This window comes from Niallia sp. Kr1 (assembly GCF_050389805.1).
GTDB lineage: Bacteria > Bacillota > Bacilli > Bacillales > Cytobacillaceae > Bacillus_BD.
This window is the reverse complement of record NZ_CP130945.1, coordinates 403,557-430,000: the sequence shown is the minus strand read 5'-3', so window position 1 is coordinate 430,000 and position 26,444 is coordinate 403,557. Positions and strand designations below refer to the sequence as shown.

General features: G+C 36.8%; 22 protein-coding genes and 2 riboswitches (1 of these 24 only partly in view). Of the genes, 2 read left to right on the top strand and 20 right to left on the bottom strand.

The features are described from left to right. The 14 genes from ptsG to Q5760_RS02135 form a co-directional block, all read right to left on the bottom strand. A protein-coding gene (gene ptsG, locus Q5760_RS02200) for a glucose-specific PTS transporter subunit IIBC (RefSeq protein WP_428910652.1) crosses the window boundary here: on the bottom strand, positions 1–1,027 show its 5' portion. Its footprint begins 1,004 nt before the window's first position; only the first 1,027 of its 2,031 coding nucleotides appear in the window; it begins with the start codon at positions 1,025–1,027; its stop codon lies beyond the left edge, outside the window. Positions 1,028–1,221: 194 nt separating this feature from the next. After that, on the bottom strand, positions 1,222–2,064 hold the full coding sequence (gene glcT / locus Q5760_RS02195; RefSeq protein WP_428912472.1) for a glucose PTS transporter transcription antiterminator GlcT: 843 nt from the start codon (positions 2,062–2,064) through the stop codon (positions 1,222–1,224). Between the two features lie 112 nt (positions 2,065–2,176). After that, a complete protein-coding gene (locus Q5760_RS02190; protein ID WP_428910651.1) occupies positions 2,177–3,502 on the bottom strand; it encodes an NCS2 family permease in 1,326 nt (441 codons plus the stop codon). A 207-nt stretch (positions 3,503–3,709) separates the two neighbouring features. Beyond that, positions 3,710–3,811, bottom strand: a riboswitch (purine riboswitch). A gap of 142 nt (positions 3,812–3,953) precedes the next feature. After that, positions 3,954–5,507, bottom strand: a complete 1,554-nt coding sequence (gene guaA / locus Q5760_RS02185) for a glutamine-hydrolyzing GMP synthase (protein ID WP_428910650.1) — start codon at positions 5,505–5,507, stop codon at positions 3,954–3,956. A gap of 122 nt (positions 5,508–5,629) precedes the next feature. Then, a riboswitch (purine riboswitch) is annotated at positions 5,630–5,731 on the bottom strand. 74 nt (positions 5,732–5,805) lie between these two features. Continuing rightward, positions 5,806–8,001, bottom strand: coding sequence for a transglutaminaseTgpA domain-containing protein (locus Q5760_RS02180; protein ID WP_428910649.1), 2,196 nt, complete (start codon positions 7,999–8,001; stop codon positions 5,806–5,808). After that, entirely contained in the window at positions 7,998–9,191 is a 1,194-nt protein-coding gene (locus Q5760_RS02175) for a DUF58 domain-containing protein (protein ID WP_428910648.1), read from the bottom strand. The genes Q5760_RS02180 and Q5760_RS02175 overlap by 4 nt, the downstream gene beginning before the upstream one ends. Before the next feature lie 24 nt (positions 9,192–9,215). Beyond that, the gene (locus Q5760_RS02170; protein ID WP_428912471.1) at positions 9,216–10,154 is read right to left on the bottom strand and encodes an AAA family ATPase; all 939 of its coding nucleotides are present in this window, start codon (positions 10,152–10,154) and stop codon (positions 9,216–9,218) included. A gap of 237 nt (positions 10,155–10,391) precedes the next feature. Beyond that, the gene (locus Q5760_RS02165; protein ID WP_428910647.1) at positions 10,392–11,534 is read right to left on the bottom strand and encodes a 3D domain-containing protein; all 1,143 of its coding nucleotides are present in this window, start codon (positions 11,532–11,534) and stop codon (positions 10,392–10,394) included. 196 nt (positions 11,535–11,730) lie between these two features. Then, a complete protein-coding gene (locus tag Q5760_RS02160) occupies positions 11,731–13,410 on the bottom strand; it encodes a transglutaminase-like domain-containing protein (RefSeq protein ID WP_428910646.1) in 1,680 nt (559 codons plus the stop codon). Positions 13,411–13,654: 244 nt separating this feature from the next. After that, positions 13,655–13,966, bottom strand: a complete 312-nt coding sequence (locus Q5760_RS02155) for a hypothetical protein (RefSeq protein ID WP_428910645.1) — start codon at positions 13,964–13,966, stop codon at positions 13,655–13,657. Positions 13,967–14,123: 157 nt separating this feature from the next. Then, positions 14,124–14,399 (bottom strand): hypothetical protein, encoded by a 276-nt coding sequence (locus tag Q5760_RS02150; RefSeq protein ID WP_428910644.1) that lies wholly within the window; start codon positions 14,397–14,399, stop codon positions 14,124–14,126. Positions 14,400–14,514: 115 nt separating this feature from the next. Next, positions 14,515–14,808, bottom strand: coding sequence for a hypothetical protein (locus Q5760_RS02145; protein WP_428910643.1), 294 nt, complete (start codon positions 14,806–14,808; stop codon positions 14,515–14,517). A gap of 33 nt (positions 14,809–14,841) precedes the next feature. Then, entirely contained in the window at positions 14,842–16,170 is a 1,329-nt protein-coding gene (locus tag Q5760_RS02140; RefSeq protein WP_428910642.1) for a VWA domain-containing protein, read from the bottom strand. Between the two features lie 408 nt (positions 16,171–16,578). Beyond that, on the bottom strand, positions 16,579–17,538 hold the full coding sequence (locus Q5760_RS02135; RefSeq protein WP_428910641.1) for an MBL fold metallo-hydrolase: 960 nt from the start codon (positions 17,536–17,538) through the stop codon (positions 16,579–16,581). Positions 17,539–17,851: 313 nt separating this feature from the next. Between Q5760_RS02135 and Q5760_RS02130 the strand changes: the two genes are divergently transcribed. Both Q5760_RS02130 and Q5760_RS02125 read left to right on the top strand, forming a co-directional pair. Then, entirely contained in the window at positions 17,852–19,288 is a 1,437-nt protein-coding gene (locus Q5760_RS02130; protein ID WP_428910640.1) for a GntP family permease, read from the top strand. A 157-nt stretch (positions 19,289–19,445) separates the two neighbouring features. Then, the gene (locus Q5760_RS02125; protein WP_428910639.1) at positions 19,446–20,231 is read left to right on the top strand and encodes a 3-hydroxybutyrate dehydrogenase; all 786 of its coding nucleotides are present in this window, start codon (positions 19,446–19,448) and stop codon (positions 20,229–20,231) included. A gap of 120 nt (positions 20,232–20,351) precedes the next feature. On the opposite strand, the gene Q5760_RS02120 is transcribed toward Q5760_RS02125, so the two are convergent. The 6 genes from Q5760_RS02120 to Q5760_RS02095 form a co-directional block, all read right to left on the bottom strand. Next, positions 20,352–21,638 (bottom strand): M48 family metallopeptidase, encoded by a 1,287-nt coding sequence (locus tag Q5760_RS02120; RefSeq protein ID WP_428910638.1) that lies wholly within the window; start codon positions 21,636–21,638, stop codon positions 20,352–20,354. Positions 21,639–21,802: 164 nt separating this feature from the next. After that, positions 21,803–22,393, bottom strand: a complete 591-nt coding sequence (locus Q5760_RS02115; RefSeq protein WP_428910637.1) for an NADPH-dependent FMN reductase — start codon at positions 22,391–22,393, stop codon at positions 21,803–21,805. 315 nt (positions 22,394–22,708) lie between these two features. Continuing rightward, on the bottom strand, positions 22,709–23,437 hold the full coding sequence (locus Q5760_RS02110) for a Crp/Fnr family transcriptional regulator (protein WP_428910636.1): 729 nt from the start codon (positions 23,435–23,437) through the stop codon (positions 22,709–22,711). A gap of 207 nt (positions 23,438–23,644) precedes the next feature. Further along, a complete protein-coding gene (gene rd, locus Q5760_RS02105; RefSeq protein ID WP_428910635.1) occupies positions 23,645–23,809 on the bottom strand; it encodes a rubredoxin in 165 nt (54 codons plus the stop codon). Between the two features lie 16 nt (positions 23,810–23,825). Then, entirely contained in the window at positions 23,826–25,049 is a 1,224-nt protein-coding gene (locus Q5760_RS02100; RefSeq protein WP_428910634.1) for an NAD(P)/FAD-dependent oxidoreductase, read from the bottom strand. A gap of 91 nt (positions 25,050–25,140) precedes the next feature. After that, a complete protein-coding gene (locus tag Q5760_RS02095) occupies positions 25,141–26,373 on the bottom strand; it encodes an FprA family A-type flavoprotein (RefSeq protein WP_428910633.1) in 1,233 nt (410 codons plus the stop codon). Positions 26,374–26,444: the final 71 nt, after the last annotated feature.

Genomic DNA, 26,444 nt, shown 5'->3' with positions numbered 1-26,444 from the left:
AACCATCTAGAAAAGCATGAATAACGAAAAGTATCGGCGAAACAAACATAAATGAAAATTCAAGTGGTTCTGTAATACCTGTTAAAAATGAAGTTAAAGCTCCACCTGCTAACAAACCAGCTACTTGCTTTTTCTTTTCAGGTCTGGCTGTATGATACATCGCTAAAGCAGCAGCCGGAAGTCCGAACAACATAATCGGGAATTCCCCAGCCATAAAGTTACCCGCTGTAATTTCAACATTATCTCTTAATTGCGCAAAGAAAATTGTCATATCTCCGCGAACAATTTGACCTGCGGATGTTGTATAAGAACCAAATTCATACCAGAACGGTGCATGGAAAATATGATGTAATCCAAACGGAATCAACAAACGTTTAATAAACCCAAAGAAGAATACCGCAAAATAGGTTCCTTCTTCGATTAGCCACATAGATGCGCTGTTGATCACACTTTGAACTGGAGGCCAAACCACCAATAATAATAACCCTACAAGAAGTGATACGACTGCTGTCATAATCGGAACAAATCTTTTTCCGGCAAAGAAACCTAAAAATGACGGCATCTCTATGTTATGGTAACGTTTATAACACCCTGCAGCAATAAGACCAACAACTAAACCACCAAATACCCCTGTTTGTAGGGTTGGAATTCCCAATACAGTTGCGTAGGCAGGATCTGAGCCAACCATATCCGCCGTTAAACCTAGATATGAACCCATTACCTGATTCAAAACTAAATAACCAACAATAGCTGCAAGCGCAGCCGCTCCATCCCCAGCTAAACCAATAGCTACTCCAGCAGCAAAAATTAAGGCTAAGTTACTAAAAATGATATTGCCTGCATCCTCCATTACAGTAGCGATTAATTGAATCCAATCCGCTCCTAAAAACGGAAGTAAGTCCAGCATCGTTCCTTGTTGCATAGCATTGCCAATACCGAGCAATAAACCAGCCGCTGGTAAAAGTGCTACTGGGAGCATTAAGGCTTTTCCTAACTTTTGTAACACACCAAATATTTTCTTAAACATTTATTAACCCTCCATTCCATTAGTTAACTCATTAAACCGCTTTCAGAAGTAATTAATTTTAAAAAACAAAAAAGGCATGAGCAAAAGAGTAATCAAATAGAATGTTCGGTATTATCATACCCAAACATAACTATCTAATTATCTTCTTCTACTCATGCCTGATCGAATCAGTAACACGTATTAGATGATAATAATTATTTAACTTTCTTTTGAAGCCTTTGTAGATGCATCGTTAGATAAACTGCCTCCGCATCATATACAGGCTTTTGCAGCGACTTCTGCATAACTTTAATGAGTTTCCATGATAGATTATAGCATAATGGATACTCTTCTTTCAATAGAGAAGAAATTTTTTCCGGTTCTTCTACCCTATCACCTGTTAGAATACGTTCAATGGTAAATCTTATATGTCTAACAAGGCGCATATAATCTATACTATTCTTATCAATAGAAATGTTTAATTCTTCTTCAATTAATCCAACCAATAAAGAGACAAGCTGCGAATGGCGATTAACATCAGATAAATTTTTATTCATGACCGCACTGTGAATATGAAGAGCAATGAATCCGATTTCATCTACAGGAAGATAAAATCCTGTTTTTTCACCAATAAGTTCTACTACTTCTTCTGCAATTTGATATTCATGAGGATATAAGGCTTTTGTTTCAATTAGAAATGGATTCTTCATTTCAATTCCTTTTGTTAACCGATGGATCGCAAACATTAAGTGGTCTGTTAATCCAACATGAATATGCTCATTCAGTTCATTAACAGTCCTATTATTAATATGTTCAATTGACGAAATGATAGTTTCTAATAAATCATTATTAATATTTGGCAGTAATTTTATATAATTCTTTTGCTCTTTTTCATTTTTTAAGACAAACATTTTTTCTGCCATATCTCTTTCAATAGGATCACCTTTTTTCCGATTAAACCCTATCCCTTTTCCAATTAAGACTACTTCACCATATGAACTATGTTCACCTATTAACACATTGTTATTTAAGACTTTTTGCACCATTAAACCTGTCATGATGTATTCACACTCCACTCTTACTACAGGATATAAATCCCTACCATTATTGTCAATATCCATCCAAGCACAAAAAAGCTGACTATACTTTATATAGTCAGCTGCTTTTTATCTATTTAAAAATAAAATACAGAACAAATATGACAAAGAATAAATACATAATCGGACTAATTTCCTTACGACGACCTGTAGCAATCATCGTAATTGGATAGAATATGAATCCTACCGCAATACCCGTTGCGATACTGTATGACAAAGGCATAATGACCATTGTTAAAAAGGATGGTACTGCTATCGCAAAATCTTTCCAATCAATATCCCCTAATGAAGCAACCATTAATACACCTACGATGATTAGAGCTGGTGCTGTTACATATGATGTAACCACTGATAATAATGGGAAAAAGAATATAGAAAGCAAGAAACAAGCTGCTGTTACAAGCGAAGCAAAACCAGTTCTAGCTCCAGCTGCTACACCTGTTGAAGACTCAACATATGACGTTACGGTTGAAGTCCCTAAAATAGATCCTACAACAGAAGCAATTGAATCAGATAACAACGCTTTTCCAGCACGAGGAAGTTTATTGTCTTTCACAAATCCAGCTTGATTTGCTACCGCTACTAGAGTTCCAGCGTTATCAAAGAAATCAACGAATAAGAAAGTTAGAATAACCCCGATCATTGCCGTAGTATAGAAAGAAGGATCCCCGAATGCTGTGAATACTGCCCCAAAAGTCGGCTCTAAACTTGGTGCCTTATCGACGATTTTTGTTGGAAGATCAATTAATCCAAAAATCATCCCTACAATAATCGTAATGACCATTCCGATAAATACGCCGCCTTTTACTTTTCTAGTCATTAGAATAACCGTTACAATGATTCCAAAAATAGAAAGAAGTGTGTTTGGCTGAGTAAGATCACCAATTCCAACTAATGTAGCATCGTTTCTCACAATAATGCCTGATGTTTGCAGACCAACAAACGTAATAAACAGTCCTATACCTGCACCAACTGCATGCTTTAATTCAATCGGAATCGCGTTAATTAGTTTTTCACGCAATCCTGTTAACGTTAAAATCAAGAAAATCATACTTGAAACAAATACAGTTGCTAACGCATGCTGCCAAGGCACTCCGCTTCCTAATACAACAGTGTAAGCAAAAAATGCATTTAACCCAAGTCCAGGCGCAAGAGCCAGTGGATATTTCCCGACTAGCCCCATAATGATACTACCTAGGGCAGCTGATAAAGCTGTTGCTGCAAACACCGCACCATAATCCATTCTCAAATGCTCTGGAAGATCTGGTACGTCTTGTAATGTTAGCGTAATGGGATTAACGATCAAAATATAAGCCATCGCTAAGAAAGTAGTTAAACCACCAATAATTTCACGGCGGTAGTTTGTTCCTAACTCTTCAAACTGAAAATACTTTTTCATGATGCTCCCCCTAAAATAAGTCCTTTAATAATGACTTTGGACCTTTAATTAAAAGCTGAAATGCCAACTATATGCATGAAATAATACGATTCTTATAATGCCCAATATTTAAGACACTCATCAATTCAAAAAAGGGACAAAATCAAAAAAACACTTCGTTATCATAACGAAGCGCTTGATTACAACCTTGAACATAAAAAATAAGTCCAAGTCTGAGTTACACTTCGTAGTCAAGCTATTTACGGTAGCTTGGTAGATACTTATGGGCCATATTCCCCAAATTATACGATGTTTTTTCTATGCAATTTTAATTTACCTTCATATTTTAACAACGACCATTCCATTCGTCAATAAAAAAACGAACATTATATTAGCCTACTTTTCAAACGTTCGTTTTTTATCCATGAAAAGGCACCACTGAAAGAAATTCAGTGGTGCTTTATTCAAATGATTATTCCCACTCAATCGTTGCTGGTGGCTTACTTGTAATATCATACACGACGCGATTGATATGTTTCACTTCGTTGACAATACGAGTTGAGATTTTCTCAAGTACATCCCACGGGATCCTTGCCCAATCGGAAGTCATTCCATCAATAGATGTCACGGCACGGATACCGATTGTATAATCATACGTACGAGCGTCCCCCATGACACCAACACTACGAACATTTGGTAGAACTGTGAAGTATTGCCAAATGTCACGTTCTAAACCAGCCTTTTTAATCTCATCACGTAGAATAAAGTCTGATTCTCGGACGATTTCTAATTTTTCTTCCGTAATCTCACCTAGTACACGAATTCCAAGACCTGGTCCTGGAAATGGTTGGCGCCAAACAATTTCATCTGGAATTCCCAGTTGGGTTCCTAGGGCACGAACCTCATCTTTGAATAATGTATTAAGTGGCTCAATCAATTTAAACTGCATATCTTCAGGCAGACCACCTACATTATGGTGAGATTTAATTGTTTGTGCTGTTGCTGTACCACTTTCGATGATATCTGTATAAAGGGTTCCTTGAGCTAGGAAATCAATCCCTTTTAATTTTGTCGCTTCATCATCGAACACATAAATAAATTCATTTCCAATAATCTTTCGTTTTTTCTCAGGATCACTTACACCTTCTAATTTAGAAAGGAAACGTTCTTGTGCATCCACTTTAATGACATTCATATGGAATCCTTCTGCAAAAGTCTCCATTACGCTCTCAGCTTCACCTTTACGTAAAAGACCGTGATCCACAAAAATACAGGTTAGTTGATCTCCGATCGCTTTATGGATTAATACCGCAACAACGGATGAATCAACACCACCGCTTAATGCACAAAGGACTTGTTTATCTCCAACGGTTTGACGAATTTTTTCCATTTCGATTTCTATGAAATTTTGCATAGACCAATCGCCCTTACAGCCACAAACGTTAAAGGCAAAGTTTTTCAACATATCAAATCCATGTACAGAATGCTGTACCTCTGGGTGGAATTGAACGGCATAAAACTTTTTCGCTTCATTGCTCATTGAGGCAATTGGGCATGATGTGCTGACTGCATCAACTGTGAATCCTGCTGGTGCTTCGACAACAAGGTCACCATGGCTCATCCAAACAACTTGTTCCTTCGGCAAGCCAGCAAATAAAGCTGATTCATTTTTGACTTCAATATCAGCTTTTCCATATTCACGATTTTCAGCTTGTTCTACTTTTCCATTAAAATGTTTAGTCATCAATTGCATGCCGTAACAGATACCTAAAATCGGCAAGCCTAAATCAAAAATAGCCTCATCAACATGAAATGCGTTTGCATCATATACACTATTTGGTCCGCCAGAGAAGATAATCCCCTTTGGATTCATTTGCTTAATTTCTTCTGCTGTAATGGTATGCGGATGTAACTCACTATACACACCAAAGTCTCGGATTCTTCTCGTAATTAATTGATTATATTGACTTCCAAAATCAAGAACAACAATCATTTCTTGATTTTCAAGCATTGCCTTCCCCATCAACCTTTCACCTCATCCATATTGGTATACTACTAGTCTTCACTTATTACTATAAAGTAAAACATCCTAATTTTCTTTATTAAAAAAAGAATTCTCCTTCAAAAAACGAAGGCAGAATTCCATAACAATCAGATTTCCGCCTTCATAGTCCAATCATTTACGGTGATTTGGTAGAAACTTTCGAACCTTATTATCGAAATTATATGAAGGTAGTTATAGGAAGGAAGATAATCTTTTCGAACGAAGATACTTCCAAATTTCTTATTTATGAACATTATTCTACTATTGACTTATAGCATGGTCAAGATGCCGACTTTTTTATTAAATTTTCCCACAACTGTCTAGTTGCATCCCATGTCCCATTTTCAAGTCGATTTCCATATAAATATTTTTCATATTGCCCTGTTAAGAAGGTCATTTCTTTCGTTGCAAAATGACGGTCTATTTCCGTCGCATATTCTCTTAATGTTTGTCCTGCTTTTCTTTTAAAACCAGCACGATGTAATTGTTTTAACAAAATTTGATAAGCATCAACAAAACATTCATTCTCCTCTGAATGTCTAAACTTTCTTATATAGTATACAGGCAGCCATTTAGCCCGAATTCGATATAAATAGATAGTGATTATAAAAGACAGCAATAAAAATCCATAGATCCAACTCACATTATTGGTAAAAGAGGTAGTCATTCGATCCCAAAAACCTGGCCATGAAAAATTCTTACTTTCTTCTAAATTTCCAGACTCTGCTATTTCGTCGGAGTCATCCCGATTCTCAGTTTGAGTCATTTCGACATTTGCAGCGATTTCTTCCACTGATTCTTCTTCATTGTAATAATAATCAATGACATTCGAAAAACCTGGAGTTGGATCAAACGTCACCCAACCAACAAGAGGAAAGTAGACCTCTACCCAGGCATGGGCGTTGTTATTCGTGACTTCGTATTCATACATTCCATCGACATAGCCAATATACTCCCCCTCAGTATAGCCCTTTACCCATCGCGCTGGAATATCTAATGAACGCAATAAAACAATCATGGAAGTTGAAAAGTTATTACAGTAGCCAACCATCGTTTCAAATAAAAATTGATCCACATAATCCTTATTCCCGTTCGGCATAGCTACATCTTGTAAGCTATAGGTAAATTCCGGACCCTTCAAATATCGCTCAATTGCTTTTGCTTTACTGTACCAAGTGTCCTCATCCGTTGTTAATTCGAGCGCTAAATCTTTGACCCTACTTGGAAGTTCTTGGGGTAACTGGGTGTACTGATCCAGGAAGGCTTTACTCAAGTTCGTATCCTGAACATTCGTTGTTGCCTCGAGTGCAGTCATTGAATAACTCGGCTTTTCGAATGTTACAGAGTAATCATTTATTCCCAAAGGCTGGGTTCCAGCAAACGAATATACTTTTTCTATCGTTGGATCTAGTTCAAATCGATAATTCATTTCACTTTGAATCGTTGTCACTCCAAAAGGATATACGACATGTGGATATTGTTTGACTTGCCTCACATAGCTAGTTTGTTCTGTTTTTTCAACAGCCCCATTTTCAAGAATGGAAGTAATAGGCACCTTATTTTCTGGTAAAAACTCAACAGGTTCTAACTCTTCTTGTGATTGAATCCAACCCTTTCCTGTATAAACATCCTTTGTTTCGACCTTCCAATAATGTGGAGATTCCACCCTTGTTCTGAACACAACCGAGCTGTCTCCTGTCATCGAACCCCCTAACTGACTGTCATCTACCCCATACCCGACTCTTTTTGATCCTGGTTCGCCACCAGTTTCACTTAAGACTTGGATATAAGAGATGGGATCAGGCCATATGGGGTCTGCCTTTGGAAGGCTATAAGCAATCGAAGCACTTAATGTGAGCATCACAAGTAGTGAAAGGATCCATTTTCGTGTGGTCTTCGCTTGAAAATCTAATCTTTCTTTTTTGAATATGCGTTGGTAGGCGAGACTTCCCATTAACAGGATTCCAAAAATAACCGTTCTAATCATTGCCCAGCGACCATCATACGGAGTGAACGTATCTAAAATCGCAATATAAACCGCTGTTAAAAGAAAGAATACAAAAATCCTTTTTCGTTGAATTAACCAATAATGAAGCAAATAGACCATAAATCCTAATAATATAAAAAACAATAGACTGCGGAACAAATGGGTTAACTCAATCCAGTTTCCTGAAAATAAAAGTACAAGATTGTACTTTATTTCAGACGCAAAGACTGTAATCCACTCAAACTGCAAGAACCCCTCTTTTATATAAATCTCATAGAGTAAAATGAGGATCATCAGACTTTTTATAGAGACGTTTAAAATTATCGGAAATCGAATAAAAGAGAGAACATAGCACACCAAAAGAAAAACAAGAAAAACCCACTTTTCTGCCGTATTTGATAGAGTATCTAGCGGCCAAATCCATTCTAAGAGCAACAAAAAACCAATGGTATTTAATAACAGAAAAGATAGATCCATCCGTTTTTTCATGCCCGATTCACCTCCATTTGTCCAGTTGAATACTGTCCTTCATGGATGAAAACGACTAAGATTCTATATGATCTGGCCATTAACTTTAATGATTGATTTAATGAGGTAACTAAACTATGTTCCATTTCTACCACAAAGAGGATGACTGGGCTTTTTCCTGCTACCAATTTATTTATTGCTTCAATAAGGGACTCTGTTAACCGACTGGTCACAAATATTAGCGTGGTTCCTCTCTGCATAAAGAATGGGTCTTCTAAAAGAATTCTCTCGAGAGGTTTAGGGCAGTCAGGTTGAATTTTTGCTAAATGATAAAATAATTGCTGTCTACTTGCTTCACCCCCATGAATGGGCATGGATACAGGATCTACGCTAAATGATAAAAAACCGACCTGTGTGCCCTTATATAATAAAATTTGTCCTAGTGAAGCTGTAAACGAAACCATACTCTCAAATAGTTTTGTTGGCGCAGTATCAAGTACCATTAACACATTTGATGAAGAGCGCTGTTCAAATTCCTTTGTGACCATCCAGCCTCGTTTGGCTGATGCTTTCCAATTAATCCAAGAAAAGCGATCCCCTTGTTGATACTCACGAATCCCGACCACACTTGAAGTTTCCTTGTGTATATGATCACCTGCCAACAGCCTACCTTGTTCAAGAAATTTGCCCACAGGCATATGAATAAATTCTTTATAGGAGGGAAATACCAAAATCTTTTCTGCTAATTTAATTTTTCTCTCTTTCTCAATCATCCCAAGTAAATCGCATGTCATAATTCGGATATAGGGAAAAACATGCTCACCTCTCGGTAAATCCAAAATGTCATATTGAAAAGAGAATTTCTTTTTAAACCCGATAAAAATAATCATTTTGTTCTTTTTATCTTTCACTGAAGTTTGCATAGATGGATTTAATACATCTTCAACCATAATAAATAGTAGCGGAAATGAATGTTTTCGTTTCAATTCAATCGTAACCGTTAGATCATCATGAGCAAAGGATTCCAATTTACTTAGATTTCTTTGAACTGTAAAACTTTGTAACGAAACAAATAATAGATAGAGGGCATATAAGGCGAAAGGAAGAAAACTATAGAATAAAAACCAACTGACAAAGCCACCTTGAAACATTGCATACGAAAATGTGGTAGCAAGAAGAAGAAACAAACAAAAGGGCTTCCAGAACTTCACTCCCTGCCGGAAGATGTTTTTCATTTAAACCACCCTTTGCACGGGAACTGGGACAAGTTTAAGCAAACGGTCCAATAGTTCTTCTGGTGTAATTCCTGAAAATTTAGCCTCTGTTTTTAAAATCAAACGATGCGCAAACACGGCTGGAACTAATACTTGTACATCATCAGGAACCACATAGCCCCTTCCATACATAAAAGCATGTGCCTGAGCCGCTTTCATTAAAGCAATTGAACCGCGAGGACTTACCCCCATATAGATACTTTCATGATTTCTAGTTTGATTTGAAATTTCAACGATATAACGTTTCACGGTATCATCCACATGAACTTGCTTCACCTGGTTTTGTAAATTACGCAATTCCTCAAGTGTAATGACAGGTTCGATCTGTTCAATAGGTGCTATTTTTTCTACACGATTTAGAACTTCAATTTCCTCATCAAGATCTGGATATCCCATTTTCATTTTTAACAAAAACCGGTCCAACTGTGCTTCTGGAAGAGGGTATGTCCCCTCATACTCAACAGGATTCTGTGTAGCCATAACAAAAAAGGGCTTTTCTAAATGATAGGTCACGCCATCAACGGTAACACTCGCCTCTTCCATCGCTTCTAAAAGAGCAGATTGAGTTTTAGGAGAAGTTCGGTTAATTTCATCCGCTAAAATAATATTTCCCATCAACGGTCCTGGAATAAATTGAAATTCCATTTCCTTCTGATTGTAGATAGAAGCACCAGTAATATCAGAGGGTAATAAATCTGGTGTAAATTGGATTCTGTTAAAGTTGGCCCCGACAGACTTCGCTAACGAACGGACCATCATTGTTTTTCCAACACCAGGTACATCTTCAAGTAATACATGACCTTGGGCTAATAAGGCAACAATACTTAACTCTGCTACATTTCTTTTTCCGATCATGACCTTTTCTATATTATTTAAAATATGCTCTACAATCGGGTTCATCTGTTCACTCACGTAACTTCCCTCCTTAATGATTTAGGCACAGCTATATTTATTAATCTTTTAATAGTGAATTCTTAATTTTAAATCCTATTATTCTATTTTATAAATTCAGTTAATTTTCTATCTCCATTTTAAAGTTTTTTTACAATAATTGCAAAAAAAGGTGCCTAACCCATTATGCTTTCCTACACGTTTGGGTCATGCACCTTTTTTCGTTTCTCTATATGATTCTATCTATTAGTTTAGTATAACAATTTTGACGGTCTTAACGCCCCATTGTCTAGCTGTAGCACCATTTGGCATCACAACATCAATTTTGTGACCTTTAATGGCACCACCTGTATCGCCAGCAATCGCCTCTCCGTATCCTTCCACCCATACTCTAGATCCTAGTGGAATAACGGAAGGGTCAACCGCAATCAATTTTATATTTGGATTTGTTCTAATATTATAACCTAACGCGGTTATACCGTGTTTGGATTCTTCATGACTATAAGCTGTCGCTGTCACATAGAATTCTTTTCCACTTCTAGTACTTTGAGTACTTTTGTTACTAGTACTTTGAGTGGTCGGTTTACTTACTGTTGCGACAGAAGCTTCTTGAACGATCTGATTTGCTCTTGCTCTAGCTGCTTCCTGCTCTTTTTTTAATTTTTCTTGAGCTTCGGTTATTTTTGCTTGAATAGCAGCCTTTTCTTGTTGAGCATCTGAAATTTCGCTTGATACTTGATTATATTCGTTTTGAAGAGCTGTAAGCTCTTGTTGTCTCTTCTCTAAATTTTGCTCTAATTTAGCTTGTTCTTTTGCTAACACAGAATACTGCTCATTTAAATGCTGCTCTTTCTCATCGATTGCAGCTTTTTCTAGTTCAATCTGCTTTAAATCATTCTGCTGCTGTACTATCAATTCTTTATCAGCACTTAATATGGTTGTAGCGGCACTTGCACGTTCCAATAAATCTACTATATTTTCAGCATTTAGAATAACTTCTAAGAAAATATTCACTTGATCTGTATGCTGCATAGAAACCAAGCGTTCTTCCATAATTCCTTTTCTAGCTAGTACTTTATCTTGTAAAATAACAATTTGTTGTTTCTTTTCCTCGATTAGTTGCTTTGTTTCTTCAATATCCTTTTGAATGGCATTAATATTTTCATTGTTTTTATTAATTTCATTTTCAATGGATTGAAGATTAGCTTGAACTGTTTCCACTTGGTTAGTAAGCGCTTCCTTCTGTTCCTGCATCTCAATAATTTGCGCTTCATTTTCTTGTAATTGACCTTTTAGTTCTTGACTTGTTTCTGCATTTGCAACAACGGTGGTTGAAAGTAAAATGATACTAGTAACCCCTGCGGCAAAAATCCTTTTTAAGGAACGCATAAGACAACCCCTTTCCTATGTAATATTTATACCACATGAAAAGGGGTCTTAGATTACAGTTTTATTACAATACAAAGTCAATAACCTTAAAATTACGACTCGTTTCGTTACAAATAAACAGATTTTTATCCGTGAATTCTATTTAAATAAAGCCTTTCCGCTCTATCTTTCTAGTTATTTCGCAATTTATTCTATGTTAATAAGAAACTCCTGTTCGTGTATGCGTTTTGGTAAATTCCTCCATATCTGGGTCGAAATATTTATCAGTAAACTTTGCAACAAACTGGTCATTTTGCAAATATCCAGAACCCCATGTTGGATCCATCGTCAACCAGTTACCGTCTACTTTTGCCTCTACCCAAGCATGTCTTCCAGGAAAAGCACCGCCACCTGCTCTTCCTTCAATAAATCTAGCTTCAATGTCGCTTGCTCTAAGAAGGGCAATCACTAAAAACGCATAGTCCTGACAAACACCGGACTTTAATTCCAGCGTTTTTAAAGCACTATCATCCCAACGAAATTCATCATTCTTATATTTTTGAACATCATATTTTACATTTTGTGCTACATAATCATAGATGGCTTTTGCTTTCTCACGATCGTTGGCTTTCCAGCCCGTCATTTGATTTGCTAGTTCAACGATTTTTGGGTCATCCGATTGAACGCCCCGTGAAGGAAGAAGATCTCGTTCATCTTTTTCTGCTTTTGAATCCACTTTAAATTGTGCAAAACCAAAATAACGGAAGTAATCTCGATTTTCTTTATGGATCTCCGGAACACTTACCGTCACTTCATAAGTACCGGGTCCAAATCGTAGATAAAACGAGTCATCAAATTGAAAGTTTTCAACAGGGATGACGTCTAACGCTTCATCTTCTCCCTTTTTGGTTGTGATATAAAGATGTGTGGTTTCTGCTGCCAATTCCGCCTTTGGATCTAGTTTTCCTTTGATGCGATAAGAATCGTCTGCCTCTTCCCCACCATATGTTGGATACTCTAATGTAACCCCTCGTTCTAAATAGATGTCAGAGAAAATAATCGGCTCCATCAATTGGTTTGATTGATTATCAATTAAAATGCTTGTTCCGACTTGGTAATAATTTTCTTGCTCTTGGTGTGGAACGAGCACTTCTAGTTCATGTATACCTTCTCCGTAGAATAATGGCACATCATAGGAAAAATGACCGTTTTGAACTGGAATGACATGTTTCCAAGTTTCTGAGTCTTTTTTTAACGCAAGCATAATGGTTTCAGCATCTGCTAATTTCCCAGCCTTCCCATTTAATGAAAAGACTCCATCAGCCTCGACGAAACTTGAGTCCATCTCAATTGCTAGCTCAACTTCGTTTCCAAACGGAGTATAACTAATGTCCCGTTTCATTTCTGGGTTTACATTGATCACTTTAAATTCAATAGTGTCATAAAAGTAATTTTCTCGATCTTTACTCGGAAGCTGTATAGAAATGTTGTATTCCCCTTCACCATTAAAAAAATGAATATCCTGCTTTAATTTTCCTTCCTGAATCGGTGTATAATATTCATGGTCTTTCCCCGCAGGTCCTTCTTTCGCTGAAGCAACCTTAATCCAAGCATAATCCTCTTTTAATTGGGAGTAGTCTTCAATAGCGCCTTCAATAACGACTTTTCCATTAACGGCAAATTCTTGATATTTCGGTGCTTTAAAGGTTGCTCCAATCTCTTTACCGTAAGAGGAGATTTCAATTGGGGCTAATTCTAACTCTGCGTTTTTTTCTTCGGCTTGTTGGTTATATGGATCTTCTTTCTTTTCAGAACTTGCTTCATCCTCACTGCAAGCGGTCAAAACGAGTAATACAATCATCATAAGCATAAGAAATTGTGACCTTGTTTTTCTCATCCTGTTCATCCCCATTTACATTCTTTAATATAAACGATCTAATTTTTATACGAATATTACGTATGTTGGTTTCTGAGTCTAATTTCCTTATTGTAGAAACTGTTTTAGTGAAAGACTAAAAAGACAGAACCAAAGTCTCCTGCTATACCCTCTTTTGAGAGTTTCTCATTTTAGTTATGTACGTTTTTTAACAATAACGTTGTACCTTAAATAATAAACACTCGTGCTTTTTTCATTAAGTGTTTTAGAAAATACCCATCAATAATCTCCAAACAAGAAAACTAATACCCATTGTCAAACCTACGATCACACTCTTTTTCCTCACTTTAGAAGACTTTTCACCTATTCCTGCAAATTCTATGGCTGAAAAAATACCACCCATAAAGACAAGGACAATAAATGTAATCACAATCTTTTTATACTTAAAAATATCAAGTGTACCGTCCGGTTCTTGAACAGTAAATGCCCAAATAAAAAAAATAACGATCACAAGAATCGCAAAAATACTAGAAATATAGGATAATAGCTTTTTGTTCAGGATGATCTTCCTCCTCATTTATTAAGCGATTTTCCATTGCTGGGGGATTATTCTTTTAATAAATGCTCTTGAACTAATAAACTCACAAACACAATAATCCCAAAAGTAGCTGAAACTCTTGTAAATCGCTTTTTGTTCAGCATCCTCAAAATAAAACTTCTCAAAAATTAATCATTTACGAGAACGATCCATAAATACTCATAAGTACTCTCAAAATTAGAAATGCGAATGCTACCGCTAGACCTGATAGAATTGCCTTTTTACTAATTTTAGAAGATTCCTCTTTGCTGGCGGAAAAAGAAATCATGACGACAATCACTGCAATGAATATTAGAAGAATGTAACTGATCACAATCTCCTTATATGTAAAGACATCTAAAGTCCCATCCGGTTCTTGCACGGAAAAAGCCCAGATAAAAAAACTAGTGATTACAAGAACCGTATAAATCACTGAAAAACGTGTAAATCGCTTTTTGTTCAGATTGATTACCCCTTTCTTTGTAAAGCGTTACTGCTAAGCTCGAATGTATCCCTCGTATTTTAAAAAGGCTACCAAAATGGTAACCTTAGAAAAACTGCACTGAAAACCTCCATACAATAAAGAATGCAGCTAACGAAAACCCGGCAAAAATATGGCTTTTTTTAACCGTATCTCCCTCTTCTCGATGAGCCGAAGCATTGATGGAAAATAAAATGACTGCGAAAAATAGGGCTACAGCAAATGTCGTTAGATTCGTTCTTTGATCTTCTGTATGAATCGTTCCATTTTCATCTGCCACCTGAAAGGCATAAATAACAAAAGATACGACTAACGATATCCCATATAGCCAGGTAATGACAAATAAAGTATTCTTTTTCAACTGGACCTCTCTCTTATTGCCGCTATAGTTATTTTAACTTGCACTTATGCCTTCATGGATCTCCTTTAACTTCGCTTTACTTTTTCCATTTGCTACGCTCTGCAATTCATCTTTCAACTCGTTCATCACATCATAACGCTCTTCGATTAACGACGTTAACGCCTGCCCCTCTTCTTGCGTAATATATTCTAAAGTTTGAAGTTGATAGGCTGCTTCGTGAAGCAGTTTGTACTCTTCATAAATGGCATCTTTGAAGTTTCTGCTTAGCGCTTTGATTTGATCGCCTACTTTGACACTATGCATATTGGCTTGATATCCTAATTTGCCTTTTTCGAAATTCTTTTGAATGCTAGACTGAGCCTCCGCTAACAAATCAGAAATCGTATTATTCAATTCAATGTTGGAATTCACCGTGTAATACGTTCCATTTCCAGCAGCAGCCGTTTCTTTTAACTGCTTTTGTCCTTTATCATCTACGTTAAATCCAATAATATTGACTTTAACATGTAAATCCGAGTTTGCTAGATTACGAGCCTCTTCTACAGGATTTCCCCCACATGTTTCAATCCCATCACTTACGATAAAAAGAATATTTTCGGAGTGATCGGAAGCTTTCATTTTTAAATCGTCATAAGCAGACTTAATTGTGGATGCAAGGGGTGTCCATCCACTCGGTTTAAATTGAGTTAAAGCCGAAGAAAATGGTTCATCCTGATAAGTATTCACAGCATACATTATTTCTGTACTTCCGCATGACAAGTCTTTGTCTTGATCACTGCCGGTGCCTTTATGTCCATAGACTCTTAATGAAATCATACTGTCATTTGGTAAACCCGAAGCATACTTTTTAATTGCATCTTTGGCTAAATCCATCTTAATTCCACCCGGAACATATGCCGCCATACTTCCACTTGAATCTAAATGAATGGCAATATTCTTTACCGTTTCCTGATTAGCTATTACGTCATATTCCCCGTAATCAGGTTCAAAATTGCCCAGTGCTTCATAAGATTCTTGATAATCACTACCAAATGTATGGATAAGCCCATTATATAAATCCGCTGATTCAAAATCTCCTTTCTTAAAGTCTTGTAACAACTCCTCCCATGCTTCTGAGTCGTACTTATCTCCCTCCATGAGAGATCCTGCCTCATCAGCTTTTATTCCTTTCGTTTGAGTGACGATTTGCTCTGGGTTTGAAGCCGCTTCCGGAAATTCAATATTTGAATCTTCTTTTGTCTTTTCTACTACCTGTTCTTGTGAATCTCCGCTTGTTTCTTTAGCTTGTTCAGATCCATTCCCATTGGAGCAGGCCGCAAGCATCAAGAAAAGAGATAACCCTATTAATTTTCTGTATTTCATCATTCTATCCCCCTTACCCCCATGGTTGATGAATAGTAAAAAAATTTCGCTATTTTATCCTTTAATGTAATACCATGTCCAGGTTTATTTAGTCAATTTGACTCTGTTTGACGTCAAAATACATCCGTTATTATTTACCTAACATATTCTGAATTAAGGATTTTTTTAAGGAGTTTTGTTATAGGTCTTTAGAACATATGATAGAACAAACCTTATTATATTAAATTTTAATTTAAAAAGACGATTAAGAGCGTTTCAATTTATAGGTCTTTTTTTCCATTTTTGTAGAATGATTGAAAAATGATAAAGGTACCTCGATGAAAATGATCGGAGAAATGATGTTTTGGAGTAGTATGTCTATATAAAAACCTATTTACTTTGTGTATAAGTTACACAAGTAAATAGGTACTAAGAAACTACATGATAATAAACGATGTTATCAACGATACGTGATTTAATTTTACCAATGGATTCTAGATAAACACATCTCGTAATCGTTGCCATGAGTGGTGCAAAGAATTGCTTCCTTCGATAGGTTTCTTGACATATATGCCAAGCTGATTTTTCCCCATTTTTTAGTAATTCTAACATTTGGTTGATTCGATAATCGTGACCAGATTTAATTTCTGCTACTCTTTTATCGATCCCCTTCATTAGATTTCCATGTCCTGGTAAAGTAAGTTCAACCGGGTAACTCTTTATCTTTTCTAAGGAATCAAAATAATCCTGAAGGGGATTTACATCAACGGGTGATTCCAATAACACAACAGGTGAAATTTTTTCAAGGACATGGTCACCGATTACCATGATTTGCTGATCAGGCTGATAAAAGCAAAAATGATCTGAAGAATGACCAGGTGTCCATATCGTTTCATATAGCTGACTTCCTAATTGAATTTGCTCACCCTCTTCAAATAATCCATCTGGAACAAAATTGTAAACAGAAGAATAGTCAGTTGTAGCCATTTCGGAAACTTCATCACAACCATGCTGTTTAAACATATTAACGACAAACTGGGTAGATTCTTTATCTTGGCGTCGTTGAATTTCTCGATACCCCAAGTTTGAGATATAGATCGGTATCTTGTGTTTTTCTTGAAACCATCGGGCAAGTCCTAAATGATCAATGTGAAAATGAGTTAAAATGATTTTTTCAATCGTCATCCCTAATCCCATTAAATGTTTCCAGGTCTGTTTTCCTTCCTCCGAGTAACTACCTGTATCCACTACAGTAAAGCCCTTTTCTCCACGAAATAGAAAGCAGTTTACTTGCTCCATCCCAAATACATAAGGAAAAGACAATAGCTGGATGTCTTCTGTTACTTTTTTCAAAATGGGTACTTGACGAAACCGATTTGAATGATTCATAGATCCGCTTCCTTTTCCATTTAAATCTGAAAATCTTTAAAGAAAGATTACCACAAGTAGGGGGCAATTGTCTTTAATAGGGTTTTATGCATGTTTTTTAGTTTTATGAAACTGCCGCAGCATCCTTTTTCCGGTAGAGCCTGTAAAAAAGGGGTTAGGAACCATATAATTTAGTGTTTATCGGAACATATGATACATATCACCATTAGGGTTATCATGTTAAATTTGGAGTAAAAATAGAAAAAAAACTAAATATGCCGTGATGCCTGAGGAATTTCGGGTCTAATAATCAAAACCTTTTAGGAGGATTGTTATGGAATTACTCATCATACTATTAGCTCTAGGTCTTCTCATGTTTGCGGCTTATAAAGGGTACTCCGTTATTTTATTTGCACCAATTTGTGCCCTATTAGCTGTACTGTTAATCAATCCAGGAAATTTATTGCCATTCTATTCCGGTATCTTTATGCCGAAAATGGTTGGGTTTATTCGAGATTATTTTGTCGTTTTCTTATTAGGAGCGATTTTCGGGAAAGTCATTGAAATGTCTGGAATCGCAGAATCGATCGCAAGAACTATCGTACGCTTAATTGGTGCCAAGCAATCGATGTTAACGGTTGTATTGCTAGGGGCGATTTTAACCTATAGTGGAGTCAGTTTATTCGTTGCTGTTTTCGCCATTTATCCATTTGCCAATCAAATTTTTAGGCAAGCAGATATTCCGAAACGGTTAATTCCAGGTACGATCGCACTTGGTGCTTTTACTTTTACAATGGATGCCTTACCGGGAACACCTCAAATCCAAAACGTAATCCCGATCTCATTCTTTGGAACAGATATTTACGCTGCTCCAACATTAGGGATTATTGGGGCGATCATTGTACTAGGTGTAGGGTTAGCTTACTTAGAATGGAGAAAAAGAGCTGCTCAAAAATCTGGAGAGGGGTATTTGGGATTTCAGGAAGATAAAGAAGTGGCATTAGAAGCTGAAGTGCCTAAAGTTGAGGATAAAGGAACCGATTTATCTTCGAATGCTTCAGGTGTCAGACAAGCCCTTGCTTTTATTCCACTAATTTTAGTAGCGGTCATGAATATGATATTAACAAGAGCAATCCCAACATGGTATCCAAATGGCTTTGATTTTGCGGCAATTGGACTACCAGAATATACGGTCGATGTATCAAAAAATGCTGCGATATGGGCTGTTGCAATGTCCCTCGTTGCTGGAATCATTGCTGCACTCCTTTATAACTGGAAACGAGTCACAAAAAAGCTGAAAGACGGAATCAACGAAAGTATCGGAGGCTCCTTATTATCTGTTATGAATACCGGATCAGAGTATGGTTTCGGAGGAGTCATTGCTGCCTTACCGGGATTTGCAGCGATCAGTGAAGGAATTTCATCTGTTTTCACGAATCCCCTAGTCAATGGTGCGGTTACGACAAGTGTACTTGCTGGAATGACCGGTTCTGCATCCGGGGGAATGGGGATTGCCTTGAGTGCCATGGCTGACCATTATAACGCAGCCATAGCAGCGGCTAATATCCCGCCAGAAGTCATGCACCGTGTGGTTGCGATGGCATCTGGAGGTATGGATACCCTTCCACATAACGGTGCGGTGATTACCTTACTTGCTGTTACTGGATTAACCCATAAACAATCGTATAAGGATATCTTTTCGATCACGATTATTAAAACATTGGCTGTGTTTGTCATTATTGCACTATACACATGGCTTAACATCGTTTAATTTATTTTTTTGATTTCTTTGAGGATTGGGTCTGCGATTACTTCTAGTGATCACAATTGGGATAAAGAATTATTTGGTTGTAGTTGACCCTATCCCTTTCCTAAATCTGCTTTTAAACATATCATTATTTCATTTTTAACAAAGGAGGATTATCATAATGACGAAAACATTAGATGGAAAAGTGGCTTTTATTACTGGTTCAGTAAGTGGAATTGGATTAGAAATTGCAAAAGAGTTCGCTGGCGAAGGTGCTAAAGTGGTTATTTCGGATATGAACGTAGAAAAGTGTGAACAAGTAGCAACCGATTTGAAGAGTCAGGGCTTTGAAGCACTTTCAGCACCATGTGATGTGACAAATGAAGAGGCATTTAACCATGCAATTCAATTTGCAAAAGATACGTATGGAACTCTTGACATCTTAATCAATAACGCTGGTTTCCAGTATGTTGCTCCTATTGAAGAATTTCCAACAGCAACATATGAAAAATTATTAAAAGTCATGTTAACCGGTTCATTCATTGGGATTAAAGCAGCCTTCCCGATTATGAAAGCACAGAAGTCCGGAAGAATTATTAATATGGCATCCATTAATGGCTTAATTGGATTTGCTGGAAAAGCTGGATACAATAGCGCTAAACATGGTGTAATTGGTTTAACAAAAGTAGCTGCATTAGAATGTGCCCGCGATGGAATGACAGTTAATGCGCTATGTCCTGGTTATGTTGACACCTCGCTTGTACGTGGACAAATATCTGATTTAGCGAAAACTAGAAATGTAAGTGAAAGCAGCACTTTAGAAGATGTTATTTTGGCAATGGTTCCACAGAAACGATTATTATCTGTTTCTGAAATTGCTCAGTATGCGATTTATTTATGTAGTGATAAGGCGGCAGGTGTCACAGGACAAGCGGTTGTATTAGATGGAGGATATACCGCTCAGTAACAAACTTAGAAAGACGGAGTCAATGGCTCCGTCTTTTTTTAGAAACCACCTAGAGAGTGGAATAGCCTATTAACTGAGAAAAAGTACCTCCCATAAAATGGAAGGTGCCTGGCACCTGTCTTATTTTAACAAATCCCTTAAGTTCGCATCTCTAATTTCAACGGCATAGTCGTAGGCTGTTTTTCCTTCGGAGTCTTGGATGGTTGGATTTGCACCGTTCTCAAGTAATATTTTTACAGTTTCAACATCTGCAGCGTTATAGACTGCGTTGATAAGAGGGGTAGACCCCCAGTTATCCGTTGTATTCACATCTGCTCCGTTTTGGATTAACCATTCCGTCGCTTCCACATCGCCCCACATAGCAGCATATTGAAGAGCCGTATAGCCTTCGCTATCTTTTTCATCAATATCGGCACCCTCTTCCACTACCTGGAGGAGCATATCCATATCTTCATCAAATACAGCTTGAATCACAGGCGGATAGATGATCTCTTCCTCGGAAATATATTCTTCTTCACCCAAATAATAAGGATCCTCTAAAAAGGCAGTTAATGTATTAGCCCCCTTCACAAAAAGAGCAAAAGCTCCAGTAAGTGCGCCAATAAGTAGAATTGAAACAAAAACGCCTACCACTAAACCTGTTTTCTTTTCTCGAATAAGTGGTTTAGTTGGATTTACCCAATGATCCAACGCATTGATCCGTTTCGGTAAATGAGGATGGCTCGAAAGCTTTTCACTTAACCAAGTAAAAAATCCTGATTCCTCTGCAATTTGCTGTACATAGGCTTCTTTATTCATTTTAGAAGTTAACTTTTTTCCAATTGCAAGCATAGAAAGCGCCTCTTTTGCAGCATCGACATTTCCTATATAGTACGCTGCATAGCGATCACAGGTATATTCACACGCACGTAAATAAGCTTCCCCTAAAAATGGAACAAACATGGATGGCAGCAGAAGAAAATGAACGAGCACATGACGACGTTTGATATGAGTAAATTCATGAGCAAGGACAAATAATAGTTCATCATCACAATTTTCTTCACTCAAGTCAAAAATTTCTGAATATACAACAACCATGTTTTTACCAAAGAAACGGGTAGCAAAGGCATTCATAATCCCCATTGATTCCATTACATAAATGGATGGCATTTTTTCTAATTCCATCTGCTGAGACAGTTTCACAGCCTTTTCATAGATAGTCGGAAACTGTTTTTCACTCAAGCGAACCCCGTTTCGACGAATCGACGCCATGGATAGCGCATGGAAAAAGTAAGAAACAAGAATAATGGCCGCAATAAAAATAATTCCCACAATTGAAAAGAGGAGCACCACATACGTTAAAACACTAAATAATAACGTTAGAGCAAAATAAATCCCTTCCTTGCGATGAACCAACTGTTGACCCAAGTTATTTCCCCCAGTCACATATTTACCCCCATTATTTTTTAATATGAACAAAAGGATTATACCATGGAGTAGGTTCATATAGACATAGTTTCTAAGTTATAAAACTAAAAAAAGGTGACAGGCACCTTCCATAAACTGGAAAGTTTCCTGTCACCCTAATATCATTAGCGAATTGTTTTTAGAGCTTTTGACCAAGGAATAACTTGATCTAACATTTGGTTTACAGAATCTTCTTGAACCTCTTTTGGTTTGAAGTCTGTTCCGTTTTCAAAGTCTGTGAATAGAGATAATGCTGGGTGTACACGAACATCTGCTACTAATAATTCACCAAGGATGCCACGTAAATGTTCAGCTGCACGAGCACCGCCAACAGAACCATAAGAAACGATACCAGCTGCTTTATTGTTCCATTCGTCACGAAGATAATCTAGTGCATTTTTAAGAGCACCTGTAATTGAGTGGTTGTATTCTTGTACGATGAATACAAATCCATCTTGAGCTCCGATTGCTTCAGACCATTTAGCCGCACCTGATGCATCTCCTGCTTCACCTAATAATGGTAAGTTGTAATCAGCAATATCGATAATTGTATAGTTTGCGTCACCGCGCTTATCAGCGACCTCTTTTACCCATTGACCTACTTGTGGACTTACGCGTCCTTCACGTGTTGAACCTAAAATAATACCAATGTTTAATTTTTCCACCTTAACTTCCTCCTTTTTTTCATTACCAAATAATTTATCAAAAAATCCCATAGGATTTCCCCCCATTATCTATATTTCGTATTCTATTTTAATTAAGATATCTTACTTTCAAGATATTAGCCACAAAAAAATATATCTAAAATAAATAATACCTTAATTAATTTATCCTTATTTCAAGATAAATCATATCACGGGTTTAATCTATTGTCAATAAAGTATTTTTAATTAGAGATATTTAATTTTAAAACTTGGTAAACGAGGTTAAAAAAGAGGCTCCCCACAAATCAACTTCTGGGAAGCCTCAGTACAATGATGAGGTACCAATTTTATACAGGTGCCAGGCACCTTCCATAATTTAGGAACCACTTATAACGCACTTTCTAAATAATTCTTTAAGGCGATCTGGTTTTGGACGATGATTTGTTTGTTACCGGATAATGTGATTAGCCCCAAATCTTCGAACTTACTAAATTTGCGGCTAATCGTTTCTCGGGTTACCCCTACGTAACTAGCAATTTCTTCTCTATTTATTGGTAAATGGACAAGAATCCCATTATTCATGGTTGTTCCGAACTTTTGACAGAATTCCAGTATCATATGTATGATTCGAACCTCAGGATCCTTTGTCGCCAAGTTCTGTGCTAAATTTTCAGTATGGACTAATCTTTTAGATAAGGCCGTTAATAATTTTATTGAAATATCAGGATTTTCTCGCATAATCTGATCAATATCTCTTTTGGTTAACTGACAGATGACCGTATTTTCAATGGCAAACGCACTGAAATTACTAACCTCATCTTCTATAAACAGATTTAATTCCCCGAAGAATTCTCCCGCCGTCATGATATATAAAATTTGCTCTTTCCCATCAACGGTATATTTGGTGATTTTTACTTTTCCTTTATTGATGATGTAAAGAGTATCTGATTTCTCGCCTTCCCCAATGAGCATTTGCCCCTTTTGAAAGGGAATATGCTTTGTCATTTTAGAAATTTTTAATACTTCTTCATTTGATAAAGAACTAAAAATAGGAACTTTTTTTGGACATGGTTCTTTTTCTTTATGATGAACAGAATTACATGTATGCCTTTCCATAACACATCACCTGTTTTCAATTAGTTAATGAATAACAATCCCTTACCACAATGGCTTAAAACCAATGAAATAGGGCTCATAATGTGACTATATCATGATAAAAACACAGGGATTGTGACTTTTATCACATTAACAGCCTTTCCATACTAAAATGTCTGTTATCTACTCAATAAAAAAAGAGTACCAAGATATTGGCACCCTCTCATTCTATTCTTCTACTTCTGCAAATTGATCTTTATCTTCTCCACAAACTGGACATGTCCAATCTTCAGGTACATCCTCAAATGCTGTTCCTGGCTCTACATCTTCATCTGGATCTCCAATTGCTGGATCATAAATATATCCACATGGAATACAAATATACTTTTTCATTTTCATTTCCTCCCATTTAAGCTGATTTCTTTTGTCTTTCCTTCAATTCGTTCATTACCTCACAAACGGATACATGATTTAAATCAATTCCATCCAATGATACCTTGTTTTCGATTGCTGCTTTATATGGTAATGATGCCACAACACCTTCAAGTGAGATGACCCCAACAATTTTCTGATCCTTTATAAAAATTCTCGTATATTTCTGCTTGCCATCTTCCTCCAGAAGGGTGTAATCACATTGGTTTTCATCTACTAAACCAATTGAAAATAAAGATAAATCAAAGGCATTGAAAATCGTTGACGGGATGGTTTTTTGATATCCAACAGAACCTGACACCATATTTTTACCTGCTACCTTTCCTTGATCCATTGCCGGTTGCCATAGCCCCGCAACAACACCATTCCATTCAGTGACATCTCCTGCTGCATATACATGTTCAACGTTTGTTTCCATTTGATCATTGACGATAATCCCTCGGTTTGTCGCAATTGGCGTATCTATAGCAATATCAAGGTTTGGAATGACACCAATAGAATATAGAACGGCATCACAAGGGATCGTACCTTGACTTGTTCTAACCCCTTCTACTTCATTTCCACCGATCACTTCTTCAACTGAGGTATTCACATACACAGGAACCCCAGCACTTTCTAATTGATCTTTTAATAGGCTAGAAGTCTGTTCATCTAACTGTCTAGCCATTAGTCGAGGAGCAACTTCAACGATGGTAACCTTTTTACCTGTCTTATGGATGGACCATGCTGTTTCAAGACCTTGGACTCCCCCACCAATGATCACGACATGACTTTTATTTTCAACAAATGCTTTGAATTCTTCTGCCTCTTGCATTTCTCTAATGGTAAAAACACCTTTTTTCTCAACACCGTCAATGGTTAACATTCTATTTTTGGCACCTGTACAAATGAGCAATTCATTATACTGTACACTTTCGCCGGAAGCTGTTAAGATAGACTGATTTTCCGTATCGATACTTGTCACTTTTGTTTGCAAATGAAGCTTGATATTTTGATCGTTATACCATTTTTCTTTTTTGATTAAAACCTTTTCACTTCTTAAGTCTGAATATAAATCTTTAGATAATTTAATTCGGTTATAGGGTAAGCTTTCCTCAGTTCCAAAAACATGGATATTCGCTTCTTTATCATGATCACGAATCGCCTTTGCACCATATACAGCTGCGACGCCTGTTCCGACAATACAATAAATCTTACTCAATTTTTCTCATCCACCTTTCACTAGGGTTTTTCATCATTTAAAAGGAGAGTTCGTCATTCAGCCTCCTGACGACGAACTACTTTTATATTACTTAAATCGCACTACGTAATAGATCCGCAACATAACCCGCAGCGTGATCAATCTTTTCAAATTGTTCATCTCTTGGAGTGAATCTTACCCTCACAGGGAATTCTACATGCGTCATACCTGTTGTTTTAATCACACTTGATGTACTTTGAACACTCATATTGGTTTGATTTAAATAGTCCTGGATCACTTCAATGGCCTCTCCGCTCCATCCGTATGAACCAAATGCTGCACCAATTTTTCCTTCAAGATTCATTTCAATCATATCTTTCAAGACGTCTTCAAGATTTCCAATCATATCCGCATACTTCGTTGAGCTTCCGATAAAGATTGCATCGGCTCTCTTTATACTATCCAGGATTTCGATCTTATCTGCTTTATCCGCATTGAAAACTGTTGGTTCAATCTCATTTTCTTCAAAAAATTTCTTTAAGTGATCAGCAATTTTTTTCGTATTCTTTTTAATCGTCGTATATACGATTGTTACTTTTTTATCCTTCACTGTATCTGCACTCATCGTTGCATAGAGGTCAATGTATTTTTGAATGTTTTCTCTTAAAATAAATCCATGTGATGGAGCGATCATTCTAACATCCATATCTTCCAAAGCGTCAATTAAGGTTCTAACATATCTTCTATGCGGATGGATAATAGCGCTGTAATAGTCAATAAAGTCATCTGTAATATCAAAGCCTGCTTCATCTGCAAACACTTCATTAATGGCAACATGTGTGCTGAAGATGTCACATGGGAAAAGAATTTTATCTTCCTCACAGTAAGTGATCATGGTTTCTGCAGTGTGAAGATATGGAGTTTCTCTAAATTTAAGGGTTTTACCACCGATATCTAGCGTGTCCCCATCCTTCACGACTAAAAAGTTTCTGCTGTGAAGTTTATACATTTCTTTTAACTCATTAACCGCAAGTTCTGTACAAACAATGGTTGCGTTTGGTGCTTTACCCGCTAATGCCGCCATGCCTCCAGAATGATCGGGTTCTGTATGATTAATCACGATATATTGAATTTCGCTTGGATCGATTAATTCGCTTAAGTACTGTACAAATTCGCGACCAAATTCCATATCAACCGTATCAATGACGGTTGGTTTTTCTGTTTTTAACAAATATGCATTGTAAGTGGTTCCTTTTTCTAAAATTAAACGGTGGAATGGAACTTTCCGATCATCAATTTTTCCTACCCAAAATACATTCTCTTTCAATTCAACATGGTTCATCATTCTATCTAATCCTCCTAAACGGAAATGAATATTATTCTCAACTGCATTCATCTTACATCAATCAAAAAAAT